17 protein-coding genes are annotated in these 25,701 nt (G+C 38.0%); 5 read left to right on the top strand and 12 right to left on the bottom strand.

Features of this window, described 5'->3' with window-relative positions:
- Positions 1 to 99 precede the first annotated feature (99 nt).
- The 4 genes from RIV7116_RS27460 to RIV7116_RS27445 all read right to left on the bottom strand — a co-directional run bounded on the left by RIV7116_RS27460 (position 100) and on the right by RIV7116_RS27445 (position 9,136).
- Positions 100 to 2,253 carry a polysaccharide biosynthesis tyrosine autokinase gene (locus RIV7116_RS27460; RefSeq protein WP_015121595.1) on the bottom strand — a complete coding sequence of 718 codons (2,154 nt, stop codon included), beginning with the start codon at positions 2,251 to 2,253 and terminating at the stop codon, positions 100 to 102.
- 403 nt (positions 2,254 to 2,656) lie between these two features.
- A complete protein-coding gene (locus RIV7116_RS27455; RefSeq protein WP_015121594.1) occupies positions 2,657 to 3,841 on the bottom strand; it encodes a glycosyltransferase family 4 protein in 1,185 nt (394 codons plus the stop codon).
- Between the two features lie 38 nt (positions 3,842 to 3,879).
- A complete protein-coding gene (locus RIV7116_RS27450) occupies positions 3,880 to 5,097 on the bottom strand; it encodes a glycosyltransferase family 4 protein (RefSeq protein WP_015121593.1) in 1,218 nt (405 codons plus the stop codon).
- 1,453 nt (positions 5,098 to 6,550) lie between these two features.
- Positions 6,551 to 9,136: a M1 family metallopeptidase gene (locus RIV7116_RS27445; RefSeq protein ID WP_015121592.1), complete on the bottom strand. Its 2,586-nt coding sequence runs from the start codon at positions 9,134 to 9,136 to the stop codon at positions 6,551 to 6,553.
- Between the two features lie 500 nt (positions 9,137 to 9,636).
- On the opposite strand from RIV7116_RS27445, the gene RIV7116_RS27440 reads away from it, so the two are divergent.
- Together RIV7116_RS27440 and RIV7116_RS27435 are read left to right on the top strand one after the other, a co-directional pair.
- Positions 9,637 to 11,286: a DUF3352 domain-containing protein gene (locus tag RIV7116_RS27440; RefSeq protein ID WP_015121591.1), complete on the top strand. Its 1,650-nt coding sequence runs from the start codon at positions 9,637 to 9,639 to the stop codon at positions 11,284 to 11,286.
- A 376-nt stretch (positions 11,287 to 11,662) separates the two neighbouring features.
- The gene (locus tag RIV7116_RS27435; RefSeq protein WP_015121590.1) at positions 11,663 to 12,589 is read left to right on the top strand and encodes a class I SAM-dependent methyltransferase; all 927 of its coding nucleotides are present in this window, start codon (positions 11,663 to 11,665) and stop codon (positions 12,587 to 12,589) included.
- Positions 12,590 to 13,051: 462 nt separating this feature from the next.
- On the opposite strand, the gene RIV7116_RS27430 is transcribed toward RIV7116_RS27435, so the two are convergent.
- The 8 genes from RIV7116_RS27430 to psbD all read right to left on the bottom strand — a co-directional run bounded on the left by RIV7116_RS27430 (position 13,052) and on the right by psbD (position 23,502).
- Complete coding sequence (locus RIV7116_RS27430) at positions 13,052 to 13,924, bottom strand: 6-carboxytetrahydropterin synthase (RefSeq protein ID WP_015121589.1); 873 nt, start codon at positions 13,922 to 13,924, stop codon at positions 13,052 to 13,054.
- A 294-nt stretch (positions 13,925 to 14,218) separates the two neighbouring features.
- Positions 14,219 to 15,439, bottom strand: a complete 1,221-nt coding sequence (locus tag RIV7116_RS27425) for a sensor histidine kinase (protein ID WP_015121588.1) — start codon at positions 15,437 to 15,439, stop codon at positions 14,219 to 14,221.
- Positions 15,440 to 15,865: 426 nt separating this feature from the next.
- Entirely contained in the window at positions 15,866 to 16,564 is a 699-nt protein-coding gene (locus RIV7116_RS27420) for a J domain-containing protein (protein ID WP_015121587.1), read from the bottom strand.
- A 15-nt stretch (positions 16,565 to 16,579) separates the two neighbouring features.
- Complete coding sequence (cysK, locus tag RIV7116_RS27415; RefSeq protein ID WP_015121586.1) at positions 16,580 to 17,542, bottom strand: cysteine synthase A; 963 nt, start codon at positions 17,540 to 17,542, stop codon at positions 16,580 to 16,582.
- Positions 17,543 to 17,967: 425 nt separating this feature from the next.
- Positions 17,968 to 18,405, bottom strand: a complete 438-nt coding sequence (locus RIV7116_RS27410) for an Rrf2 family transcriptional regulator (RefSeq protein ID WP_015121585.1) — start codon at positions 18,403 to 18,405, stop codon at positions 17,968 to 17,970.
- Positions 18,406 to 18,938: 533 nt separating this feature from the next.
- Entirely contained in the window at positions 18,939 to 20,714 is a 1,776-nt protein-coding gene (locus tag RIV7116_RS27405; RefSeq protein ID WP_015121584.1) for an iron uptake porin, read from the bottom strand.
- Between the two features lie 837 nt (positions 20,715 to 21,551).
- Positions 21,552 to 21,674, bottom strand: a complete 123-nt coding sequence (locus RIV7116_RS37450; RefSeq protein ID WP_256380826.1) for a hypothetical protein — start codon at positions 21,672 to 21,674, stop codon at positions 21,552 to 21,554.
- A gap of 769 nt (positions 21,675 to 22,443) precedes the next feature.
- Positions 22,444 to 23,502, bottom strand: a complete 1,059-nt coding sequence (gene psbD, locus RIV7116_RS27400) for a photosystem II D2 protein (photosystem q(a) protein) (protein ID WP_015118588.1) — start codon at positions 23,500 to 23,502, stop codon at positions 22,444 to 22,446.
- Positions 23,503 to 23,872: 370 nt separating this feature from the next.
- On the opposite strand from psbD, the gene RIV7116_RS27395 reads away from it, so the two are divergent.
- From RIV7116_RS27395 to RIV7116_RS27385, 3 genes are all read left to right on the top strand, one after another.
- The gene (locus RIV7116_RS27395; protein WP_015121583.1) at positions 23,873 to 24,145 is read left to right on the top strand and encodes a hypothetical protein; all 273 of its coding nucleotides are present in this window, start codon (positions 23,873 to 23,875) and stop codon (positions 24,143 to 24,145) included.
- A gap of 7 nt (positions 24,146 to 24,152) precedes the next feature.
- The gene (locus tag RIV7116_RS27390) at positions 24,153 to 24,839 is read left to right on the top strand and encodes an ABC transporter ATP-binding protein (RefSeq protein WP_015121582.1); all 687 of its coding nucleotides are present in this window, start codon (positions 24,153 to 24,155) and stop codon (positions 24,837 to 24,839) included.
- A gap of 228 nt (positions 24,840 to 25,067) precedes the next feature.
- Complete coding sequence (locus RIV7116_RS27385) at positions 25,068 to 25,619, top strand: NYN domain-containing protein (protein ID WP_015121581.1); 552 nt, start codon at positions 25,068 to 25,070, stop codon at positions 25,617 to 25,619.
- Positions 25,620 to 25,701: the final 82 nt, after the last annotated feature.

The raw sequence follows: 25,701 nt of genomic DNA, 5'->3' as shown, positions 1-25,701 counted from the left end.
GAGAGGAAGGTGAAAAAGGACAATAAATTATTTTTAACTCTCAACTGCTAACTGCTAACTGCTAACTGTTCACTGTTCACTGTTCACTGCTCGCTGCTACTATCTTCTTCTCCCAGCAGTCAGATGTTTCGTAGGTTGGTAACTCTTGACGGGATAGCGGTAATATTTTTCTGTGAGATTAGACATTCCATTTACTACCACTCCCAAAATCGGAATGTGATTGCTAGTTAATTCCGATACCGCTTTTTGCAGCATTTCTTTGTTGGTAAAGCTGGGACGTGTTACTAAAACAACTCCATCACCTTGTTTACCCAAAGTTGCGGCATCAGCACAAGCACTAACCGGAGGAGTATCTATAATCACTAAATCGTATTCTTTTGCAGCTTCTTCTAATATCAACTTCATCTCTACCGACTCTAACAACTGCGAAGGTCTTCCATGTAGTTCGCCACAGGTTAATACATCTAAGTTGTCTACATCTGTTTTCTGTATGGCGTTAGCAAAATTCCTTCTGCCTTCAATTATCTCGGTAATTCCAGGCTTCGGTGGTAAATTAAACAAAGTATGCTGTACCGGTCTGCGTAAATCGGCATCAATTACGAGTGTTTTTCGAGACAACATTGCCGAGACAGCAGCTAAGTGGGAAACAACTACTGATTTACCTTCACCGGAGATAGTACTGCTAACTACAATTTTTTGCAACTCATCGTCACTGCGAAACTCCAAAGTTTTAAACAGCATTCGATAAGGTTCTACCAAGCCTACTTGGTCTAAAAATCTGTCTGAAGGTTCCAAAACTAAAGTTTTTCCTGGCAGACGGGGTAATACTCCGAGCAGTGGCAGGTTAAGCAGTTGTTCTGCATCCCTGGCATCTCTCAAAGTGTTATCCATTAATTCCAGCAGTAATATGACACCAGTTGCTAAAATACCTCCGAAAATCGTAGCAAGTGCCAAAACAACCGGCTTTTTCGGTGAAGATGGCGATTCTGGAACTGTTGCTGATTCTATAATCCGAATATTGCTGACTTTTTGCGCTTGAGCAAGACGTGCTTCTTCTAACTTACCCTGCAAAAATTTTAAGGTGGAAGCGGATTCTTCACGTTGCCGCACGAGCGCGGTTAAAGGCTGTTGTTTAATTGGTAGTTGAGCTACGCGAGCTTTTAAATCGGCAGTTTGTGCCCGCACTACTGCTAATTTCCTTTCAACAGCTAAACGCTCAATTTCATTGGTAATTAATTTAGAAGTTAATTCCTGAGAAATTTCGTCAGAAGCTATTTGATTATCGCGAACAGAATTATTGGTGTTGGATACATTCGCTAATTGCTGTTCGTACATTTGACGAAAAGCATTTCGCTTCTGAGATAACTCGATTAGTTTGGGATGATTAAAAGTAAACCGCAAACGTGCTTCTACAAATTCTCGTTCTAATTCTGCCAAATTAGCCCGCATTTTAACTAATTCTTCATCCGAACCACTACGAACTGAAGAATAAGCACTATTTAAGCTATCAGCATTCGTAATTTGTCGTAAAGAATTTTCTTGCGATCGCACTTGTTCGAGTAAAGCGCTCAGGGTTCGCTCCTGTTCTTCGAGAGATGACAAGTTCTCTACCAAAGATTCGGTTTGTTCTGCAAAGGAAACAATACCGCTGGCTTGTCTATATTGACTTTCAGTCGCTTCTGCTTCCCGCAACTTCTTTCTAGCAATTGGCAGCTGTTTATTTTCTAAAAAATCTTTTACCTTTGTAGCCTCAGAACTTATAGCTTTAATATCGTATTCCACCATCGCGCTGGATACGGCATTTAGCAGTCTCGCAGCTAAAAGGGGGTCTTGATTTTCATAGCTTATTTGCAGAATGTTGGTTGCGGGGACTATTTTGACGCTTAAATTTTTCCGCAAGTATTCCGAAGTTAAACCGTCTTTACCAAAATTCTGATCGTTTTTAATTTTGTATTGGGAACTAAATATCTTAATTGCTTTCTCTAAAACCCTTTGCGATTTTACTAGCTCTGCTTGATCGGCTAAAGGACTAGGACCACCAGGGGTACTATTTGCAACTTGCGTTAAATCTCTACCCAACTCCGACACACTAATTTGTTTTTCATCAAGCATTAACCGTGCCGAAGTTTCATAAACACGCGGCGTAATGCTGAGGTAAGCAAAAGCCCCACCCATAACTGCAACAAAAGTAGCCAAGGCTGGTAAACTTCGGCGCATTACGATTGTTAGCAAAGATGAAATACCTTTTTCCATTACATATACCTGTTTAAATAACGTTTGTTAGGAAGGAAATAAGCGGCGTTGCTGATTAAAAATATGAATAGCCCCCCAACCCCAATTTTGGGTTACAACTGTTCCTTGAAAATATGGGAAAACCTGGGAATTTGGGCGGAAATACATACTAGTTTTACCCAAAATTCTTTGTTACCGCCCAAATTCCTGCCCACACGAGTCGTTGTGACATCCACAATGGCTGGTTGAGAGAGGTTTTCCCATATTTTCATAGTTTTCATCTCGCGGGGAGAAATGTATTTTCAAGTCCCCCAGTTTTGGGGGATTTAGGGGGCTATTCAGCTTACCCCGGTTTAAAAACGCGGGGCATGTGCTGTTCTGGTATTTTGGTCAGAAAATGCTCCAATGCCCCATTCCTAATTCCTTAGTCTTTTAAAACTCCCGCTAATCCTTTTTCATCAGCCTGTATGTCAACTTCTGAAACTGAACCTGCTAGGGTTTTGTATAATTTCAAGGTTTCGTCTGTAATGTAGTCCCAGCTATAGTTTGCAGTTACGTATTTTTGTGCGTTTTCAGCCATCGCTGCCATATCAGTTGAATTCTCGGTAGCCCAGGATAATTCCCGCATACAAGATTCCAAGCAGTCTGCTTCAAAAAGCCTGCCTCTTCCCCCTGCAATCAACTGCTTATGGGGTGGAATATTGCTTGCCAATATGGGAATGCCTTCGCGCATTGCTTCCAACATCGCCATCGGCAATCCTTCCACATCTGAAGGTAGAACGAATAGTCCAGCCCCCCGGACTATTTCGGCTAAACGCGCTCCTCTTAATTCCCCTGCAAATATTATGTTGCGGTTATCTGCGACTTTCTGCAACAATTCTGAGGTAAAAGACTTTGTATTACTCACACCTCCAGCTAAAACCAGCTTCCAATTTTTTGGTTGCAACTTTGTAAATGCTTCTAAGAGCAAGTCGGGACGTTTTTCCGGTACCAATCTACCCAGAAACAACATATACCGTTCCCGCTCAAGCCCTAAGTTACTACCATAATTAAAATCTGGATCTGACCTTGCATAGTTAGCCGGAGCAGTTGGAATATATACAACTTCCCTACCATAAGTTTGCATAAAGTAGGTTTTTAAAGCATCCGAGACAGCGATTATTCCATCGGCACAGCGTACTGCTGTTTGTTCGCCCATTTTTATTAAACGAGTCGAAAAATTACCCCATTTAGCTCTTTGCCAGTCCAATCCATGACATGTTACGACAATTTTTGATGTTGCTGTAACTTTCGATAAGCCTGTAAACAAAGAAGGGCCAAGAGCCTGAAAATGAATTATGTCATATTTGCTACCTACTGCTGCTACGGAACCCAGGGCAGAAGTAACAAAAGCATCTACACCCCTCATGCTTACATCAGGTAAAGATATGACTTTCACACCCTCATAATCATAGTTCTCTAGCCAAGAACTATCGGTATAAGAAGAGCGAGCAAACAAATCTACACTATGACCTCGAGCTACCATGCGGGGAAACACTTCCGCACAATAATGTTCAACGCCGCCTTGTCTGGGGGGTAGACCTTTTGCACCAATTACAGCAATTTTCATCTTTTGCTCGTCTTTGCTCTCAAGATAGTTTATAACTGCTAAACGCTCACAGATTGTTTTAATCGTTTTTCCCAACGTTGCCACATTTGACTGTAAACCCCATTAACTACGTTACTTGCAGCATAGGGAGCGGCGATTCTGACGCATTCCTCAACTGGATAGTTTTCTGGATGCATAACAACTTGAAGCAAAGCCGAAGCAATGCATTCTGGTGTTCGTTGAGAACAGACAACTCCACTATTAGGAGACAACAAAGAAGGAGTTTCTCCAGCTTCGGTGGTTACTATTGGAGTTCCGCAAGCAAGAGCCTCTAAAACCACAAATGGTAATCCTTCAAAGGCACTGGTTAAAACAACTGCACTACAAGCACGATGTAAATCGGATAGTTCTTTTTGTTGAACTACTCCTAACATCGTTACTTGGTTTTCAATTCCCAATAAGCTAATTTCGTTGCGTACTTGAGCGGTTAGTTCACCCTCTCCTGCAATTAATAAATGAACTTTATTGTCATTTAATGCTTTTATAGAGCGTATCAGCAATAAGGGATCTTTTTGCGGATGTAGTCTTCCTGCAAACAACACAAATCGCTTATCTTCGCCTAAGTTCAGCTTTTGAGCTAATTTGCACCTTTGGCGATCGCGCTCCTCCTGAGAAACTGGATAAAATACTTTTTCATCAAAAGTGTTGTTCAACAGACTTACCCTACTGGATATATCAGGATAACGTTGTTGATAAAGCTTCATGGAGTCGCTATTGCAAGAATAAATATAGTCAAACTGTCCAACTAAAGCCCGTTCTAAAGCAAAATAAGCCGCAGGCAAGCGTCGCCACAAAATCGCATTTTTATCATTAGCAGATGTCATCTGCTTTTCTATATCATTCTGAATAAATAGTGTTTTTTCTCCTTTCCATTTGAAAGCAGCTATTGTGGGTTCTAATCTGTAAAAATGCATGAAATCAGAGGCATAACAACGTCCCAACATTGCGTGAGTATACTTAACCGTCGTCGGCACTAGACCTCTGACGTTATCATCTTCTACTACGAACAAAGGTAAAAAATCAATTTCTCTCCCTACAAATTGTTTTTTTTGCCATCTACCTAAAGTTTCATCTTTACTATTAGCCGTTCCAACAAGCCTCACCTCAAAATTTGAAGGAGCATACTTAATAAAAGTGTTAATTAATGTTTGTATTCCTCCAATAGTTGTATTCCAAGGATTATATTGGTAAAAAATTGTTAAAACAGGCTTACGCATCCTTAAACACCCTGCACAATAATATTAGACGTGCATTTTTCGACCGTGACATGAAAATACCGCTTGGATATCTATTCCTTGATATAAAAATAGCCCCTTGAACAAAAATTTTACTCAGACCATAGTAATATTTTTATTTGCGCTAACCGATTTATTTTGGGCAATCAATTTTTCACAGCAATTTTAGCAGTCTTTTTAAAGTACGAAAATATTTTTAAACCCAGGTAGTACGCTAAAAAAAATACTATCTGTGCATAGAAAAACGATCGCGCCATTCAAATCGTAATATTAATGATCTGCAAAATCACTGAAGCTAACCCAATCTTCATTAAATTTTTACGCATAGGGTATAAAATAATTCTTTCAACAGCGAAATGTATGTTAGCATACAATATTTTTGTAAGGGAAAAAACAAAGCTACAGCGCTAAGCGTATTTGCTTTATAATATCTTAATATAGCATTCCGTAAAAACCCTAATGTAATTAATTTACTTTGAATCAATAAGACAACAACATGGTGGAAAAGTGTTTAGGTATAAACCATACTATATAAATAGTTACTTGTAACAAATCTGCCACTAAAAATCAATTATAATTCAGGTTTTTTATTTTTATGCAGGATTATTTCCTTAATTTATTTCTATAGAGGAAACATCATTCAGAACTATTCTGATGCGAGCAAATTGCACAAGTATGAGAGAGAGTCAGGTAAATTCTCAAAAAAAAACTGAAGCTTTTTTCCACAATAGGTTTGATGCAGTAATAGCTATATACTAATTCAGCTATTCACAAAAATAATTAATATCACTACATATCAATATAAATCTGATGCATAGCAGTTAAGGAGTATATGCAATTTTTCTTGTTAGCGACTCGGTACTGTAAAACTGAGCTAATACCCCTAACTCAGCTTAAAGTAGCTTAATAACTTAGCTTTTCTTATTTAAAGTCAATCTAAATATAGCTCTTAACCTGCTTCTGCTTGTAACTAATCAAGTTAATATAGCAGTAAAAATTACCATGCAACTGAATCAGCAAACTATATACATATCTTAATATTAATTCCATAGAGCTATGACTGTTAAGTTAAATAAGGAGAAGTAGTTGATTATATCGCCGAAGTGTTTATAAATCAGTAGTAAAGCTTGGAAAATGTTAGATAAACATTTGATTAGAACGGCAACTCCAAGTTTAGTCAAGATTGACTTTAATGCTAACTATCGTACATATATTAGATTTTATATGCATTAAAAAATAGTATCATAGTTTACTGTTTACCAGTCAATACTTACATTTATCAGATTTATTTTTGAGTTAATATTGCTCAAGAATAACTCAGAAAAACCTGTAAATAATTGATTAAAACCCTCCCTAGAATTAGAGAGGGAAAATATTTTTGTTCGAGACTTTTTTTAACGCCTAGCTATTAGAAGGCTATTAGCAGTCTATTACCTTACTGCTTTGTTTTGGCTTCCACATTTTCTAAACGACTCCTAAGTTCTTTATTTTGTTTTTTGAGTTGTTCGAGTTCGGAACGTAAATCATTTACCGCACTATCAGATGAAGTTTTTTCCATTACTTTATCAATTTCTTCTTCTGCATAACGACGTACTCTTCCATCAGTTGTTTGTTCGGCTAAAGTACGTAAAACTGCAATAGCTTTTTTATCTTCCATTTGCCCGAGTGCGCTTGCTACAGCAATTTGAGTTAAAAAGAAAGTTTCCTGAGAAAGTTTACTTAATCTTTCCAGAATTTTTTCTAGACTTGCGCTGTTTTGGGCAATAGAAATTTTTCCTAAAGCACGAATTGCACCTAAACGTAGAGGTTGCGGCACTCCAAGCTTGGTGTATTGTAGGATTAAATTTAAAGCGGCTTCACTAGTTTTGAGTTCGGCTAAACCAGCTATAGCCCCATTACGTACTACTTCATTCCAACCAGCTTTGGATTGTAAAATGTTCTCCAATAGTTTTACAACTTCTGCCTCGTCAGGTTTGTCTTCACCCACCGTTGCCCCAATCGAACCTATAGAAGCAGCCGCAGCAGCTTCAACGTAGTAGCTATCATCCCCAGCCGATAAAACTTTTTTCAAAGCTTCATAACTAGAATTAGTCTTAATTTTTCCCAGTGCTTGCGCTACCGCTTTCCGCACGTAGGCGTTTTCATCTTTAAGATACTCAACTAAAATATCAAAGACTTGTTCTAGCTGCACTTCTGCTAGCTGCTTAACAACTTCTACACGTACACCCCAAAAAGCATCATTTTTTAAAGACTCCGATAGGGCTTTTACAGCTTCCAAGCTGTTTTTCTTAGCCAAAGCAACGGCAGCATAAATTCGTGAAACCGGATTTGCATCATTTAGTAGCTGCGCTTTCAACTCCGGAATCGGAAAATCTAAAGTTAAAGTTTTTAGATAATGATTACCTACATCAAAGCTGACAAAATCGGGTTTTTTCTCTAAGGGAAAGTAAAAACTCTGTTCCTTCTGAGAAACTTTTACCGTAAAAACTTTTAAATCGCCATTTTCATTGACATAACCCAAACCAATAGGAATTCTTAGATCGAACAAACTTTCGTTCTTTTTATTCTCGTCTGCCTGAGTTTGAGTAACCGTAACCTTGGCTAAATTGGCATCCCCATCCCAAGTATAAGCAACCTTAAAATCAGGATGTCCGCCACGGTAAACGTATTGGTCAAAAAGAAATGTTAAATTACGACCGGTAGCTTTTTCAATTGCCCGTAATAAATCTATAGTTTCTACAGTTTGATGAGCATTATCGTTAACGAAAGTAGCGATCGCCTGCCAAAACAAATCTTCTCCTAACTGCGCCCTTATCATATGATAAACGCAAGAGCCTTTTTCATAAATGTGACGGTCGTATAGCTCGATGGCTTCCCGATAAACGTGTGTTACCATCGGACGACGATAGCGACTGCTGTCTTCAGCAATGTACCTTCGTGCTTGCTGCAAACGATAGTAATCTGCTTCTTGAGAACCATATTCGCGTTCTGTCCACATCACCTCGGAATAACTAGCCATCCCCTCCTTAACCCAAGCATGGGACCAATGCTTGATCACAACTAAATCCCCAAACCATTGATGAGCAAGTTCGTGAACCACCAAACTTTCTGCATTACGGTTGTCAACAGCTGCTTTTTCATCAAGCAAACATCTATCCGTCAATAGCGTCGTAGAAGTATTTTCCATCCCCCCAAAAATAAAGTCATCAACGCAGACTTGTGCGTATTTGGGGAAAGCATAATTATAAGCATATTTTTCGCTGAGAAACTCCATCATTTGAGGAGTTTTACCCATAGTGCGTTTAGCATCTGCCTCGCGTCCTTTATCAACATAATAGATAACGGGTTTATCTTGCCATTGGTCGCTAATTTCAGCAAAATTACCCACAGCAAGAGTCATTAAATAAGTAGGGTGAACTTGCTTTTGCAACCAGTGATAAACTTTATGCTCTCCTTCATCTTCACTATCTATCAATTCACCATTGGAAATCGCTATTAAAGGTTTAGGAACTTTGACACGAATTTCTGAAGTAGATAATTGTCCGGGATAATCAAAGCAAGGAAACCAAAATCTGGAATCTTCGTCTTCTCCTTGAGTCCAGACTTGAGTAGGCTTATTGGGATAATGTTCATTCGGTTGAATAAAATAAATACCGCGTTGGGGCTTTTCCACCGAATAAGCAATAATAATTTCCAGTCGGCGATTTATTTGAGTTGGGGAACTAAGTTCAATATCTAGATGTTCGCCATCATAATCAAACTTCTGTAGGGTTTGTCCTACTAAAACCGACTCAATATTTAAGTTGACAGCATCTAAATGTAAGCGATTTAAATCATTGCTTATCGGCGCTAGAGTAATTTTACAAGTACCGCGAACAGTTTGGTTGGGTATATCCAAACTTAGATCGAGGAAAATATGCTTTACTTGTCCCGGTCTATCTGGATTGTATTGCGGTTTTGCACCTGGTGAAACAAAAGATTTGTGACGCTGATTTTCGGTATCAAAATTTGAATGCAACATCTATTTTTACCTCCCTTCCTATGGGAAAAATCTCTGTGTAGTTAATAAAAAATAACAATTTGTGGTTTTTTACCACAGTTGAATGACAACGCCAGTTTTGCAAACTCCTAAATTTTAAGACGCATTACCTATTCTAATTCTCATCTGTTTTCTCGTGAGTAGAAATACTTGAAGCACAACCTATATAGATTAGAATAATTTTTTGCAGTTATTATGTGAATGCTTTAGAGAATAAAAAAATATGACTTTAGTATGATTCAACTAGTTATGTTGTGAATGTAAATTTTGCTCAATATAAAACCGTTAAGTGCGTAAAACTACTAGTTTTATCAGTAAATACCGATAATCTGTTATGTGAAATATGAAGTATAAAAGCTGAAGAAGAAATTAAACATTCAGGGAAATAAGGGGAATATTGGGAAGACATAACTAATAGCTCCTAATTTCTAACTCCTAACTTTTAGTTTCACCGTCATTGTTATAAGAAAGAGAATACTGTAATGTCTAAACTTAAACCTAAATTTTTAATCCCCGCGATTGGTGCTGGTGTTGCAGTAGTAGCCGGTGTTGGGGCTTACTTGTATTTCAAAAGCGGACCATCTGGAGGTATTTCCGATGCAGCCGCTAGCGCAAAACTAGTTCCAGATGATGCAATGATGGCAACATATATTGCCACAGATCCAACAGTTTGGTCAAAATTAGAAAAATTTGGAACCCCCGAAGCGCAAAAAATAATTGCAGCGGGGGTTGAAAGCTTCAATAAAAGTTTTTCTAACGATGACAACATTAGCTACGATCGGGATTTAAAACCGTGGGTGGGTGGTGTCATGGTAGCTGTATTACCTCCACCAGCAGTTCAGCCAGCCCAAAATAAATCTCAATCGTCGGCAGATCCAAATATTTTGATGGTGGTAGGAATCAAAGATAAAGTAGAAGCTTTGAATTTTACCAATAAACTCAAGCAGCAAAAAAACGTCAAAATTGAAGAAATTGAATATAAAGGTCAGACAATCCAAAAAACCCAAGGTAAAGGAAGTCCTACATATAGCACTATATTAAATGACCGTGTATTATTTTCTCCTTCACAAAATGCTGTCAACCAAGCCATCGATACATCCAAAGGGGAACCATCATTTTTGAGTAAAACAGGTGCTTCGCAAATCATCGGAAATAATCTTCAACTGGAAAATACTCTCTTCCAAGTTTACGTACCCGACTATGCGAGTATGGTAAAAAAATTAGTTGCCACCAATCCCCAAGTCCAGCAAATACCACCCCAAACTTTAGAACAGTTGAAGCAGATAAAATCCGTTGTAGCTGGCATCGGTGTTGATGACAATGGATTGCGAGTCAAAGCCAATACCAACTTAGACGCGCAAAAAGTCAAATTTCAATACGAAAAAACATCTGGAAAAGTATTATCCCAACTTCCCCAAAATACAATTGCCCTTGTGAGTGGAGGGGGCATAAGTAAATGGTGGACGGCTTTTACAGAACAAGCACAAGATACCACCGAACTAAATGTACTACTCCAGCAAGTACGCGCACAATTAAAATTAGTCAATATCGATTTAGATAAAGACGTATTTGGCTGGATGGATGGAGAATTTGGTATCGCTGCAATCCCAGTCAAACAGGGACTATTAAAGCAAATTGGTTTCGGCGGCGCATTCCTATTTCAAACAGGCGATCGCAAAACAGCAGAAGCCACCTTTAGCAAATTAGACGACTTAGCTAAAGCTCAATCCTTAAAGGTTGCTCAAAAGAATATCGGTGGAACACAAATCACAGAATGGCAAATTCCCAATCAAGGTGCATTACTAGCCCACGGTTGGCTTGACGACAAAACCGCCCTACTAGCGCTTGGTGGCCCCATCGCGGAAAAACTTACTGCCCAAGGATTTAAGCCTATTAGCGGCAGTTCCAGCTTCCAAGGTATAACCGGAACATTACCGCAAGAAAACGGCGGCTACTTTTACTTAGATATGGAAAAAGCCCTGCCGATTATCACTCGCTTTTCTCCACCACCAACAGAAGCAACCGCTATTCTCAACTCAATTCGCGGAATTGGTGTCACCGCAACCAGCCCCAACAAATCTCTAACCCAAATGGAAATGTTGCTAGCGTTGAAAAAGAACAGCGACAAGTAATCAGTAAATAGTTAGGAGTAGCCAGCAGCAAAAAGCAAATTAATGATTTAGCCCGTAATATAAGGGTTGGGAGTTATGATTTTTAATTTTGGATCGAGAGTTAGGAATTAGAAATTATTTATAGCGGTTTTCAGTTGAGTTCAACACACTTGAAACCTTAATAAGCAGAGGGATGTCCGTCAGGACAGGGTGAGGTATAATTTGTATTCTACGAAGCTTGAAATTCGCTATATTCTCTCTCTCCCATTCCCAATTCCCATCTTCTGTTAAATATTCTTTTCAAATTAAAACAAAATTCTCAGAGACGGCTTATTATCCTTACAGGCAAATTTTTTCTTAATTCCAAAATCCAGAACTTAATTAATTAATATTACTGATGGTTATCGCTACAAAAAATACTACTCCAATCTCTACACGCTTGATAAATGGATTGCTGGGAATCAAGCCATTGTTTAATCTAGCCAAACATCAAGCCCGTCAAATGATGGTTAAGCGGGGGGAAAGAGTTGGTGTTCCTTGGAGAGAGCAAGTAGAAGAAATGAAAACCGTAGATTGGGAAACACAAATCAAGAAAGTGGAAAACCCCAACGTTTCTTATCCCAATTATTATCTCGATTCATTCCATGCTTATGAAGAAGGTAATCTCGGTTGGAAACCAGCTTTAGAACTAGAAGTTGCGGCTTTAACAGTTCACTCTACACTTTTTAATAAAGCTGGTGAATTAGCAGGCGACTCAAAATTACGTGCTTCTTATCATGATGTTCTTAAACCGCAAATTCCACAACCACAAGATATTTTAGATTTAGCTTGCGGAGTTGGTTTAAGTACCTTTGCTCTACAAGAAATTTATCCTCAAGCCAAAGTTACTGGGTTAGATTTATCACCTTATTTTCTATCAGTCGCCAATTATCGTTCCCAGCAGCGACAAACTAATATCAACTGGGTTCATGCATTAGCCGAATCAACAGGTTTACCTGAAAATTCATTTGATTTAGTTTCAATTTTTCTCACCTGTCATGAATTGCCACAATCAGCAACTCGCCAAATATTTACTGAAGCCAGACGAATATTGCGTCCTAACGGTAATTTAGCAATTATGGACATGAATCCGCAGTCTGAAGTTTATAAGAAAATGCCGCCTTACGTATTCACTTTGCTCAAAAGCACCGAACCTTGTTTGGATGAATACTTTACCCTAGACATGAAGCAAGCTTTGATTGATGCTGGTTTCCAAGCTCCAACAATTACTCCTAATAGTCCCCGCCATCGGACTGTTGTTGCGAAAGTTGCGAAAGTGAAGTAAGGGGACAAGGAGGTGAGGGAGTGAAGAGGTGAGGGGATAAAGATTGAAGAGTGATACTCATAAAAATCTCAATTACCCCATCACTCCATTATCCTAGCTCTCAACTTCTAACTTTGAACTATAGCAGTTCTCAGTTGAATAGAATACACCCCTCTACTTAATAAGGAGAGGGGAAGGGGGTGAGGTTTCTCAAACTGTATTGCACTCAAATGAAAAGCGCTATATTACCCGTGCCAATCAACAATTTACTTACTAATCTTTTGGCAAGAAAATCAATCGCGAATGCTGCAATTATTCTTGAATTAGAGTTTTGTTGAATTAAAGCTTTCTAGACTAAAAACCCTAAGAATTTCTCTTGTATAGTCATTACAAATTAATAGATGGTAGAAAATTAATTGCAATAGCTATATTAATCATAAATTCTTAGGGTTCGATGTTAGAAAAACTGCCTATTTGTATAATTTACAATTTTACTAAGACAGGCTGTTCTTGTGTTGCTCCACTTAAATTAGATTCCGAATTATTACAGTAAATTTCGCAAGAGTTATTCGGACTTTCGATTAGTTTAACCTTGTAAAGGGTTGCCCCTAATTTAGCGATCGGTTCGCGCAGTGTATTGCTGATATAAAGCGCTATATTTTCAGCAGTAGGCACTATTTCGGCAAAATAAGGAATATCCTTATTCAGAAAAGTATGATCGAACGGTTCCAGCACATAATCATCTATAACTTTATTGAGAGCGCCCAAATCTACTAACATACCAGTACGCTCTGCAATTTCACCTTTAACGGTAATCTCTAAATGGTAATTATGCCCGTGCCCGTGGGGACGAGCGCACTTACCATAAATTTCTAAATTCTCTTCTTTACTCAATTTAGGACTAGCTAACCTATGAGCTGCACTAAAATGAGTACCTACAGTAAGATAAGCTTCCATTGAATTTCCCATATAATCTGCCCAAAGTTGAGGATGTTCAAATAACTGCACGCGAACTATAGGTAAATAAGACGATAACCGTTTGTAGATAACCCGTGCAATATTTTCAGTTGTGGGTAAAGTTTGCCCGAACTCCTCCCAAACATCATTGAGATAGGAAAAGTCTAATTGACTGGTAATTTCCCTTTTTATGACCTTTTTTACGTCAGATAGATTGAGTACCATACCATATTCATCTAGCTCTCCCTGAAGAGAGATAAATAAAACATAGTTATGCCCGTGCCCAGGAAAATTAGCACAAGCAGCAAATTTTTCATTATTCTCTGCTTCGCTTAGTTCGGGCAACCAATATCGATGACTAGCCGAAAACTGAGCGCGGCGATTTACAATGCATTGCATGAGCATCTAGAAAGCAGAATTTAAGATTTCTTAACGTTTGACTGCTTCCAGCATAAACTAAATCTTGTACCAAGTGCGTCTTAAAGTTGCCGTTTGTTTTTCGTTAATCTTTGGCTATGTTAAAAAATGATCGGTGCTATTCCAAACCAGTTTTCGCTGAACTATAGTACATTCTTATGGAATAAAGAGAATTTGACAATGAATGTTTTTCCTGTCGAAATTAAAAGCAAGGAATGTAATTCCACGGTGGGCTGCTGTCAAAACACCATAGAATTAATTTGGTAGAATAGTAGATTATTTTATAGGAATCTGAATCACAAACTCCGTACCTTTACCTTCGGAAGAGAAACATTCTAAAGTTCCACCATGAGTTTCGGTAATAATTTTATAGCTGATTGAAAGCCCTAAACCTGTACCTTTACCTTCAGGTTTAGTAGTAAAAAAAGTATTAAATAAACTATTCTGCACTTCCTCAGACATGCCATAACCGTTATCATAAATAATGATTTTGGCATTATTATCATTTACTAATTCTGTACTAATACTAATCTGGGGAATAAAATATTCATTTTGTTTTGCTTTATCTTCAAATACGTCAATAGCATTTGCAAGTAAATTCATAAATACTTGATTGAGTTGTCCTGGAAAGCATTCAATTTCAGGTAAATCACCGTATTTCTTTATAACCTCAATTCTAGGATGAATTTCGTTCGCTTTCAAACGATGAGACAAAATCATCAAAGTTGTATCAATTCCTTGATGAATATCAGCATATTTTTTGGTTGTAGCGTCTTTACGAGAAAAATTACGTAACGATTGCATAATATCGCTAATTCGCTCAATACCTACATTCATGGAAGCAATCATTTTAGGTAAATCTTCTAAAAGAAAATCTAAATCTATTGTATCGATTGTATGAGTAATTTCTTCAGGAGTATTTTGTAAATGCTTTTGGTACAGCTTTAATAAATCAACTAACTCTTGGGTATAGTTTTCTGTATGTTCCAAATTCCCAGCAATAAAACTGACGGGGTTTTTGACTTCATGAGCAATACCAGCAACTAGCTGTCCCAAAGCAGATATTTTTTCCGCTTGCATTAATTGGAATTGCGATTTCTGTAATTGCTGATTCAAGTTTCGCAATTTCAACTGTACGTTAACTCTTGCTAACACTTCTTCTTGCTGAAATGGCTTAGTAATATAGTCTACTGCTCCAAGTTTAAATGCTTTTATTTTATCTGCTGTATTTGTAAGAGCAGTCATGAAAATTACTGGAATATCTTTTGTTTTATCATCCGACTTTAACTGTCTACAGACTTCAAATCCGTCCATTGACGGCATCATAACATCTAATAAAATTAAAGCCGGGGAGATAATTTTTAGCTTATCTAATGCACTTTCACCGCTATCAGCAACTAATACTTGATGTCCATTCATTTGCATGACATCAAACAGTATTTCTAGATTGTGAATTTTATCATCAACAATTAAAATCAGATTTTCTTGTGTTTCCATCTTACTCAATATTTAATATTTTTTTGAACTTAAAAATTTTCTATTTTGTCAATTTTATAAGCATGATAACAGCCTTATAGTTGTTCAATATTGTTATCTATTTTTAAATAAATTAATCCAAAACTATATTTTGATTATGAGCAGATTCAACAGTATATCTCGAATTGGACTCCTTGCAACAACCACCAAGAGTACGCAACTCAGATATAATTTTTTGTATATTTTTGTAAGTTAATCTCAACAATCTTCAATCAAACAATTATCTTATAGCGTTTAAACAAAAATATGGTGTAAATATGTAACAAAAATATTATAGTAGAAGAGATTTTTACCGCGTAATAATTTAGACAACTATCTAAATAGTATTTTATTAAATTTTTTATCGTGAAATGCAACAACTATCATCAATCAATAAATTACATAAATCTATTTATATGCGCCCATCGAATCTTGTGCCTCATAGTATAGCTGAGTCGCAATAAGAAACATTTCTTGTCCTGCATGTAAATAACTTTCGTCATAATTGAGAGGGAAGTATTCCAACTCTCCCAACCCATCGCCAATTTGATTTAATGTATAGTAAAAATGAGCTGCTGCTCGTGCTAGATTAGGGGGATTTGGTAAAGAACTAAAATTATTTTGTGCTTGTTTGAGTTTTTCTTTACAATCTTGTAAATAGTTCTGAAATTCTTCTAACAATTCATCATCAAAAGGGTCTGCAGCTAATTTCTCGATTTGGTCTTCCCAAGAGTTGAGAATATCAGACACAAAACGATTAACCGGCTGATATACAAAACGCAACCATTCCTCGACTTGCTCGTCAGCATTCCGTCTTGTCTTGCGTCTCTTGTTATATTGTTGTTGGGCTGTTTGAGTACGTTCGTTTCTTTTCTTCTTATTTTTCTCAAAGCTGTAATGCAGTTGTCTATCATAAGACTGACGACTTTTAATATCACCTAAAACTTCATAAGCAGCATTAATACGGATAATTTGCTCTTTATCTTCTTTTTTCTGATTCACATCTGGATGAAACAGTTTAACCAAGCGGCGATAAGCCTGTTTTATCTCCGCTTGGCTTGCATTTCTGTCTACATTAAGAATTTCGTAGTGATTGGATTGTGGCATTACTTCAATTTATCTTTAGCTAATGCTATGAACCGGCTTAACTTCCAAATCTTGGAAAAGCGGTGTACTCAAATATCTTTCTCCGAAGCTGGGCTGAATTAATACAATTAAGCGTCCTTGATTTTCCTGGCGCTTAGCAACCCGAATTGCCGCACATAAAGCCGCTCCTGTTGAAATACCTGACAATAATCCTTCTTCCCGAGCCAATCTTCTTCCGTATGCGATCGCCTGACTATCGGTAACAGTAATTACTTCGTCAATTAAGTCTACTTTTAATATCTGAGGAATAAATCCCGCACCAATTCCTTGTATTTTGTGAGGTCCCGGTCTTCCTCCAGACAACACTGGACTTGAAGCTGGCTCAACGGCAATCGTCTGAAAATTTTTCTTACGTGTTTTCATGACTTCGCTTATACCTGTAATCGTTCCTCCAGTACCTATACCTGCAACAATCATATCTACCTTTCCATCGGTATCCTGCCATATTTCTTCGGCAGTCGTGTCTCTGTGTATTTTCGCATTAGCTGGGTTTCTAAATTGTTGCAACATATACGCGTGAGGGGTCGTTTCAACAATTTTTTGTGCTTGTAAAATTGCTCCATTCATGCCTTCAATTCCGGGTGTTAATCGTAATTCAGCCCCATAAGCCCGCAACATAGCTCTTCGCTCGCAACTCATAGTATCGGGCATTGTCAATACCAATCGATAACCTTTAGCTGCGGCAACCATTGCTAAGGCTATTCCTGTGTTTCCGGAAGTAGGTTCTACTAATAGCGTTTTTCCAGGAGTAATTAAACCTTCTTCTTCTGCTGCATCAATCATATTAGTGCCAATTCTATCTTTAACTGATGCTGATGGGTTCATGCTTTCCAGCTTCATCACGATTTTCGCGACACAACCTTCAGTTTGGGGTATACGGTTAAGTTGTACTAATGGAGTACGACCAACAAGTTCTGTAATATTACGGGCAATACGCATTTTTTATGTTTTATTTATTTATGTTTAATTTGAAATTAGCAATTGAGTATGAAGTATAGATAACTGACATTCATAAATGCATAAATCTTCCGATTGATTATAAATATCGCTATAATTCATACTACTTTTGAATAGTTACTATTAGAATAAACTATCTTAAGGAACGGTATTCATCGTTTGTTTGCGCGAAATAGCCCAGTATCTTATTAGGCTAATTATCGCGAGCGCTTGCGAATACTTTCTTTTTCCTTAACTTTGGTTACAAGTAATTTTTTAACCAGGAGGAGAGTAAATTTTGGAATTATATCCTACAAGCTGCTTATATATATTTTATGGATAGCCTGCATTTTTATAAAGCGATGGACAAATATTAAATAATTAACTTAATACTTTTTCTCACATATCACTTTATAACGAATCAAAAACTAAATGTAATACATAATATCCAAATTGTTTCTAGAATCTCGTTTTTCACACAAATCTAAAAGCGTATATTTTTGTAGTATCGAATTAGCTGCTTGACGTGCTTCTTCCCAAATATCTTTTACAACAGCATTATCAGAAGTTTGAGGTTTATCTTCTTGACAATTTTTCAGTTTGTCTAATCCTTCTATACATACAAAGATATCAAATAATGTAATTTTCCAAGGTTCTCTTGTCAAAAAGTAACCACCTTTAGAACCGCGTTGACTTTTAACAAGTCCACCACGCCTCAATGTTGCAAGCAATTGTTCTAAATAACGATCTGGTATATTCTGTTGCGCCGCAATCTGTCTAATTTGTAGCGGTTCTCCTTTCTGATAATGACTTGCTAATTCTAACAATGCTAAAATTGCATATTCCGATTTACATGATAGTTCCACAAGCAGTTTAGATAAAAGTGAAAAGTTTGGAGTTTGGAATTTTAAAGTTATAAATTACGTGTTATGTGAATTAAGCGCTCAAACCGTTATTGTTACGCTGATAAATTAAAAATAGAGATTTAAGCGAGCATTCAAAACCATTGTTATACAAGGGACGTGTTTAATTCACATTAGGCGGAAATTTAAACTCAGTATTTAAATTTCAAGAGTTTTGAAAACTTTGGTAATTTGATTTTATAACTATATAGATATTCTTATTATTCTTGTTAATGCTGTCTTCGCAGTGTTTAGGTTGAGATGGACATGCATCTTGACTTGTTTAAATGCACGTCAGTTTCTTCAGTTAAATTACTTACGATTTTATTTGTATTCATATAATTTATCACTCCCAACTCACGATTGCTAATTATTAATTTCTTTAATTATACTCCGGTTCTTCACTGGGGTTTGCTTCTTTGTTTTCAAAATAAATTGCTCCCCGCTTTATTAACGGGGAGCAACTTACATCAATTTGTTAGATTCTTATCGGTTATCTAGAAAGTAAAGGTTGTTCTGAGAGTACCGATGAACGCATCATCACTATCATCATTCTGTCCCGAAGAAGTCTGATAAATAACGCCCGGAGTAATAGAAACGTTATCGTTTACACGGTACTTATAGAATCCTTCGATGTGATAAGGGATATCACCATCTTCAGTAGAACGACCGGTTAAATTTCTATTAATAGAGTAAGGTTGAGCGCCTCCGAAGAAACCCAAAACATTTCCTTTTCCACCGAAATCAGGTAAAGCTATACCAGCACCCCAACTCCAAGCTTCAAAGTCATCGTTAGACTGGAAGCCGGTAACATCGTGGTAAGAAACAAAACCGCTAACTGAAATCTTACTACTTGGTCTGATTGCAGCAGCTAAGCCGTAAGAGTTACTAGAAGACGGATTCTCAATTAAGTTTGCTTGTGCAGTACCAACTACAGGAACGTTTGCACCTCCGAATCCACCAGCATCAAATAAAGCACTACCAGCGCCGTGATAACCATGTACGTAAGTTGCTGCTAATGCGACACGGCTATTAAGGTTAAAGTTCAACTGTCCTAAAGCAGCATAGTTACCGTTGAAGACCCCAGAACCAATACCAGGATCGCTTGGTTCGGAACCCAAGTAACCAACAGTCAAAGAGCTTCCACGAAGAGGACCGCCACCTTTACCAAATTTGAAATTTAACGCCGCACCGGCACCGCCACCAATACGGTAAATGGGGCTTTCAGAAGCAAAAGTTGATAAAGCACCATTACCACCGTCATAATCCTCGAAGTAAGGATTAACGGTAGCAGCATAATCGCTATGAATACCACCGGTAGCAGCAACATACACTTGTGCAGGACCGATATTGGTGTAATAAGCCAACCAGTCTAAAGTTACATCATTGCTGTTAGATGGATCGCCAGTTAAGTTAAAGGTTTGGAAATTAGTACCATCAAAAGCATCGCCAGTTGTATTCAAGCGTTGGGCATTACCAGTAGCTAAACGGGTATGCAAAACATCTTTACCGGTGAAGCTGGTCTGTAAATCCAAACGAATTCTATTTTGGAAAACAGTATTGTTGTTATCACCTACGGTATCGCCAAAAGCATCAGTTAAAGCAAAAATTGCTTCACCAGCTAACTTGGTTGTTGTAGAGAATTGATTAGCTTCCAATTCAGCAGTACGCGCTTCTAAAGCATCTACTCGTCCGCGTAGGGTTGCTAATTCAGCAGAAAATTCTTCTTGCAAGCGCTGTAAAGTCGCTAAATCTTCTCTGGTAACAATATCAGCTGTAGCAGTTGCTATTAATTCGTTAACTCTATCCAAACAAGCATTTAAACCTGCAGCAAATTCATAACGAGTTAAAGCACGGTTACCACGGTAGGTACCGTTAGGATAACCAGCTATACAGCCATAACGTTCAACCAAAGACTGCAACGCTTGGAAAGCCCAATCAGTAGGCTGTACGTCTGAAAATTGAGAAACGGAAGTTACCTGAGATTGGCTTCCATTTTCTTGTCCTTCACTACCGTACTGATTTACTTCTTCTAAAACGTTAACTTCATTTTGTTGAGCTTGAGCCAACGTTTGTTTTTCTTGAAGCTCTACAGAAGATGAAAATACAGACGCTGCTTCTGTTTCCGACTTATCTTCTGTCTGAGTGACTTCAGCACTCACAGCTTCAGCTTCAGTTGTATTAGGAGCCGCGATCGCACTTGTTGAAACCAACAACGATGCTCCAAATACTGCCTGACTTAATGCCAAAGATTTCCACAACATATTAGACATTATTCCTCGTTCTCCTCACACCTTGCACGGATAATTTACTTTGCTGCAAATTAGAACAAAAATTCACTTACATAGTGAAGCTTGCAGATGAGGCATAGTGACCCCAAACACAATTTTAGTTACTGCTAAGCTAAGAACCTACTAATTTAAGGTAAAAATCTATGTAATTAACTTATGCAAAAACATATGCTTTATAGCCTTTAATTATAAGACAAGTGAAACATAACGCAATATATGGTCAAATTGTTAACTGTCACACTAATTAGGGCAGAAGTTAGAACAGATGATATGCAATGCTATTCATCTAATTCAGACTCTTATTTGAGCATATTTCACTTTCTACAATCTTTATACAACCTCCGGGATTCAATCCAAGAATATTAAAAATTTCATTTCCAAACTAACTCGATGAATTCTAAACGACATCCTACTTTAGGATAGAAAATACTTGACTTTAAGAAGTAATTGATAATTTTTGTTATTGATTTCGTTAATGTAGTCTACACTACGCATATTTTGTCACAATTGTAGAAAAAATGGGCGGGCTTCACGTTCTGGATCGTTAGCGAAGCGTGTCTGTCAGAAAATAGATCCAGAACGGAGGATTTCCTATGTTTGAAAATTAAGGCTTTTTAAAAAGCCCCTAACCTTTCGTAAAGAAAAAAGGCAGGTTTAAAACAAATTAATCCATTTTTTCCGGGCATCTAAGAATATAGGAGTTTGCCCTTTCTCTAAAACTAAAGTCTAAAACCCATTCTTTTGGGAGTACGTAGGTCAATATTTAAGCCACGGTATGCCGATAATTAGGTAATTTACCAAAAGAACTGCCGAAAATGATTACGATTTTGATGAGAAAAACTTACAGTTTAATGCAACTTCCTCACTTTGCAGCCAAATACTGTTAGTTTTACTATTTCCTAACATCAGATTGGTGTAGAGAAAATCCAACAGATGTTTCATAAATAATTTTCAAGAAAAACCGAAATTAATTAGTCATAGATTAAGTATCTATCAGTTATTCTAATCACTCACTAGTCTTAATCTTTTTTAGCGTAGGGTGATGATTAGAATTTTTATTCGACTATATCAGGTAATTTACAGTCTCGATTACTATTCCCATTACCTATTTCTTATAAAAACCCCTAAAAAACTATCCGCTCTTACTTAAGTCGGATGACCTAATGTAAGAGCGGTCTAGTCGGGTCTTCAAGTTGCAACCTGACTGCCGGAAGGAACTCCAATTCAGCCTTGTCGCTTAAATTAAATTAACTTTTCAAAAAGTTAATTTAATTTTTAGAGAACAGCTCCGGCGCGCAGCCGGCTTGCTACAACTTGATGACCCATGCTTATACTACTTTCTATCATGGGCATCACCTCCTTTTTGCCTAAGCGGCTTTTAATCTCAAATAAGATAGAGCAATTTGCTCTTTCTTTGTATCTTAGAAACACTATAGCATGACTTTGAAGCAAATATCCACAATTATCTGACAATTTTGGATTTTAGTTTTCAGATTCGGGAATCAGATTGGTTTAAGTTGGTTCAAATTGAGTCCCAGAACCAATAAATTAAGCGGAATCAATTCTGAAATTATTTTAGTGCCGTAAAGCGACTGCAAAACCTAGCGTCTGGCTACAAATACAAAAAATCAAAATAAAAATCCCCACCAAATGGCAGGGATAATTTCAGCTTATCTGTTTAACCTCATCTGAGAAATAAACAAATTTTTAATTACAGCGCGTTACCACGAGGTAGAACTTCTTCGGGGAATACAAACTGTTCGTGAGGTTGGTCTTGAGGAGCCATCCATGCACGGATACCTTCGTTCAGCAAAATGTTTTTCGTATAGAAAGTTTCAAATTCTGGGTCTTCTGCCGCTCTCAATTCTTGAGATACGAAGTCATAAGCACGTAAGTTTAGCGCTAAACCAACTACACCTACTGCGCTCATCCATAACCCGGTTACTGGTACGAACAACATGAAGAAGTGCAACCAGCGTTTGTTGGAGAATGCAATACCGAAAATCTGAGACCAGAAACGGTTTGCTGTCACCATTGAATAAGTTTCTTCTGCTTGGGTTGGTTCAAATGCACGGAAGGTGTTAGAACCATCGCCATCTTCAAACAATGTGTTTTCAACGGTTGCACCGTGAATTGCACAAAGCAGCGCACCACCAAGTACACCTGCTACTCCCATCATATGGAAGGGATTCAAAGTCCAGTTATGGAAACCTTGGAAGAATAGTAAGAAACGGAAAATTGCTGCTACACCGAAGCTAGGTGCGAAGAACCAAGAAGACTGACCCAAGGGGTACATCAAAAATACGCTGACGAATACTGCAATTGGTGCAGAAAATGCGATAGCGTTGTAAGGACGAATTCCCACCAAGCGGGAAATTTCAAATTGACGCAACATGAAGCCAATCAAAGCGAAAGCTCCGTGCAACGCTACAAATGTCCACAATCCACCTAATTGACACCAACGAGTGAAGTCACCTTGAGCTTCTGGACCCCACAACAGCAATAGGGAATGTCCCATACTGTCTGCGGGTGTGGATACTGCCACTGTAAGGAAGTTACAGCCTTCTAAGTAAGAAGATGCTAAACCGTGGGTGTACCAGGAAGATACAAAAGTTGTACCTGTAAGCCATCCACCTAGAGCCATGTAGGCACAGGGGAAAAGTAAAATACCCGACCAACCGACAAAAACGAATCTGTCTCGCTTTAACCAGTCATCGACTACGTCAAACCAGCCTCTAGTGCTAGGGGCGCGTCCAACTGCTATGGTCATGAGATCAAATCTCCAAATCGTTATAATTACAGCTTTATTCAACTTTGAGGTTGGTATGTTACTACCGCCCTCATGCAGAAAAGCAACTAGATTGTCAATCTAGTTTACAAATTTTTACTGTCTCTAATTTTTATTGTATAGAAGAATAGGTAATTTTTCCAGTAAGTTTTCAAATTTACAATTTTTTTTTTGCGACTTTAGCTGAATGCTTTGGTATGCGAAGACTCTTATATCAGGAAATAATTACAGCGTGGAAATCGTTAATATTTTCTTTAGATTTTGTGATTTAAGGATTCTCATTTTTGGTTCGGGCTGTTAATGTAGTGCTGGCGTTAAAATGAGACCTACAGTTAAATTTAATTAAGGTTCTATGTTTTCCATCGATTTAACAGTAAAAAACACTGCTTTCCCTGCGTCTATTCAACGAAAATCTTCTGAAGATGCTGAAGCGGTGTATCAAACGGTTCTGTCAGCAATGCGTTCTGGTAATCCAGATATTATTGAACTTGAGTGCGAAGGTAAGGTAGAGAAGAAAATTGCGATTCGTGCCAGTGAAATTTCTGGTATTCAGATAACCCAGAAAGATGGTTCAGCTAGTGGAAGTGGCAAGACTCCTGGTTTCTTCGCTTTAGCTTCGGAATAAAACATTAGTGGAATACCAGACTAAGGAGCCGGGAATCTCGGTAAAAGATTTAAATTTTGATTGGTCAAATGGGACGCAGGTAATCAAATCTTGCTCTTTGGAAGTGCCCAGAGGTGAATTTTGGATGCTTTTGGGTACCAACGGTAGCGGAAAATCAACTTTACTTAGACTGCTAGCGGGGTTATTGACCCCAAAAAGTGGTGAGATAGGGGTCTTACATCCTGTAGGTTTTGTTTTCCAAAATCCTGACCATCAATTAGTAATGCCTACTGTTGGTGCTGACGTGGCTTTTGGGCTGGTGCAAGAACAATTACCCCACCAGCAAGTTAAAGAAAGAGTAGAAGAAGCTCTTAATGCAGTCAATTTACTTTCACTGCAACGTCGTCCAATTTATGCTTTAAGTGGAGGACAAAAACAACGAGTTGCTATTGCTGGGGCTATTGCGCGCCGTTGTGCTTTGTTGTTGTTAGATGAGCCTACTGCCTTACTCGATCCTGACAGCCAATTAGAATTAGTAGCTGGAGTTCGTCGCTTAGTAAAAAGTCGAGGGATTACGGCCCTTTGGGTAACCCATCGGTTGGATGAATTGAATTACTGCGATGGTGCTTTCTTGCTAGAACAAGGAGTTCTAATTGATAAAGGAGAACCACAACGTCTCAAACAAGTTTTAATGGAATTGCAGGGAGGAAATTAAAATGAGTTGTTTGTGTCTTCTACCTTAAGTAGTAATTGATTATTAATTATCGAAGATTTTAGCGCGTCTAAGAATAGGCGCGCTTATTTTTTTACCTTGATTGAGTAAGGGTTTCGTAGTATTGTTCGGATTTAATGCTTATGTAACATAGTGTTACAAGTAATGCTTGAATTACTATAAGAGTTATGAATGAAAATTGTAAAATCTAGAATACTGTGATTCAGAACCATGTCCCCTTCATTTACCCCGGCCGTTCTACTGGTAGACGGTTATAACATAATTGGTGCTTGGTCTTGCCTAAAAAAGACTTGCGATAACGTTGGACTCGAAGCCGCCCGTGATGAGCTGCTTGAAGCCCTCGTTAGTTACAGCGCATTCACCGGCTATCAAACTCAAGTAGTGTTTGATGCTCATTTTCAAAAGAATGGCTCTAACGAGGAAGTTGTAACAAAACTTGTTACGGCTTATTACACGGATTTTGGACAAACAGCGGATACTTATATTGAAAAGCTCTGTGCGTCATTACGTCAGAAGGTGCGAGAACGTTTATTGTCGCGAGTAGTTGTAGCCACTTCGGACCGGGCACAACAGTTAACGGTACAGGGATATGGAGCGGATTGGATATCTGCACAACAACTCTGTTATGAAATAGAAGCTACTGTTTGTCGTACCAGACAAAAGTCTAAATCGCGCAAGAAGACTAATGGCAGATTCTTGGCAAACTCTATTGATGCTAAATCGCGTCAAAAGCTGGCTGAATTACGAATGGGTTTGAAATAAATACCGAGACAGCAGTCTTAAATGGGCATCTACTAACTACAGAGCCGGTTGATTAAAAGTAGGCTTTTGCTAGTACAAATGC

It is taken from the genome of Rivularia sp. PCC 7116 (assembly GCF_000316665.1).
Taxonomy (GTDB): Bacteria; Cyanobacteriota; Cyanobacteriia; order Cyanobacteriales; family Nostocaceae; genus Rivularia.
This window is presented reverse-complemented; position numbering and strand designations above follow the sequence as displayed.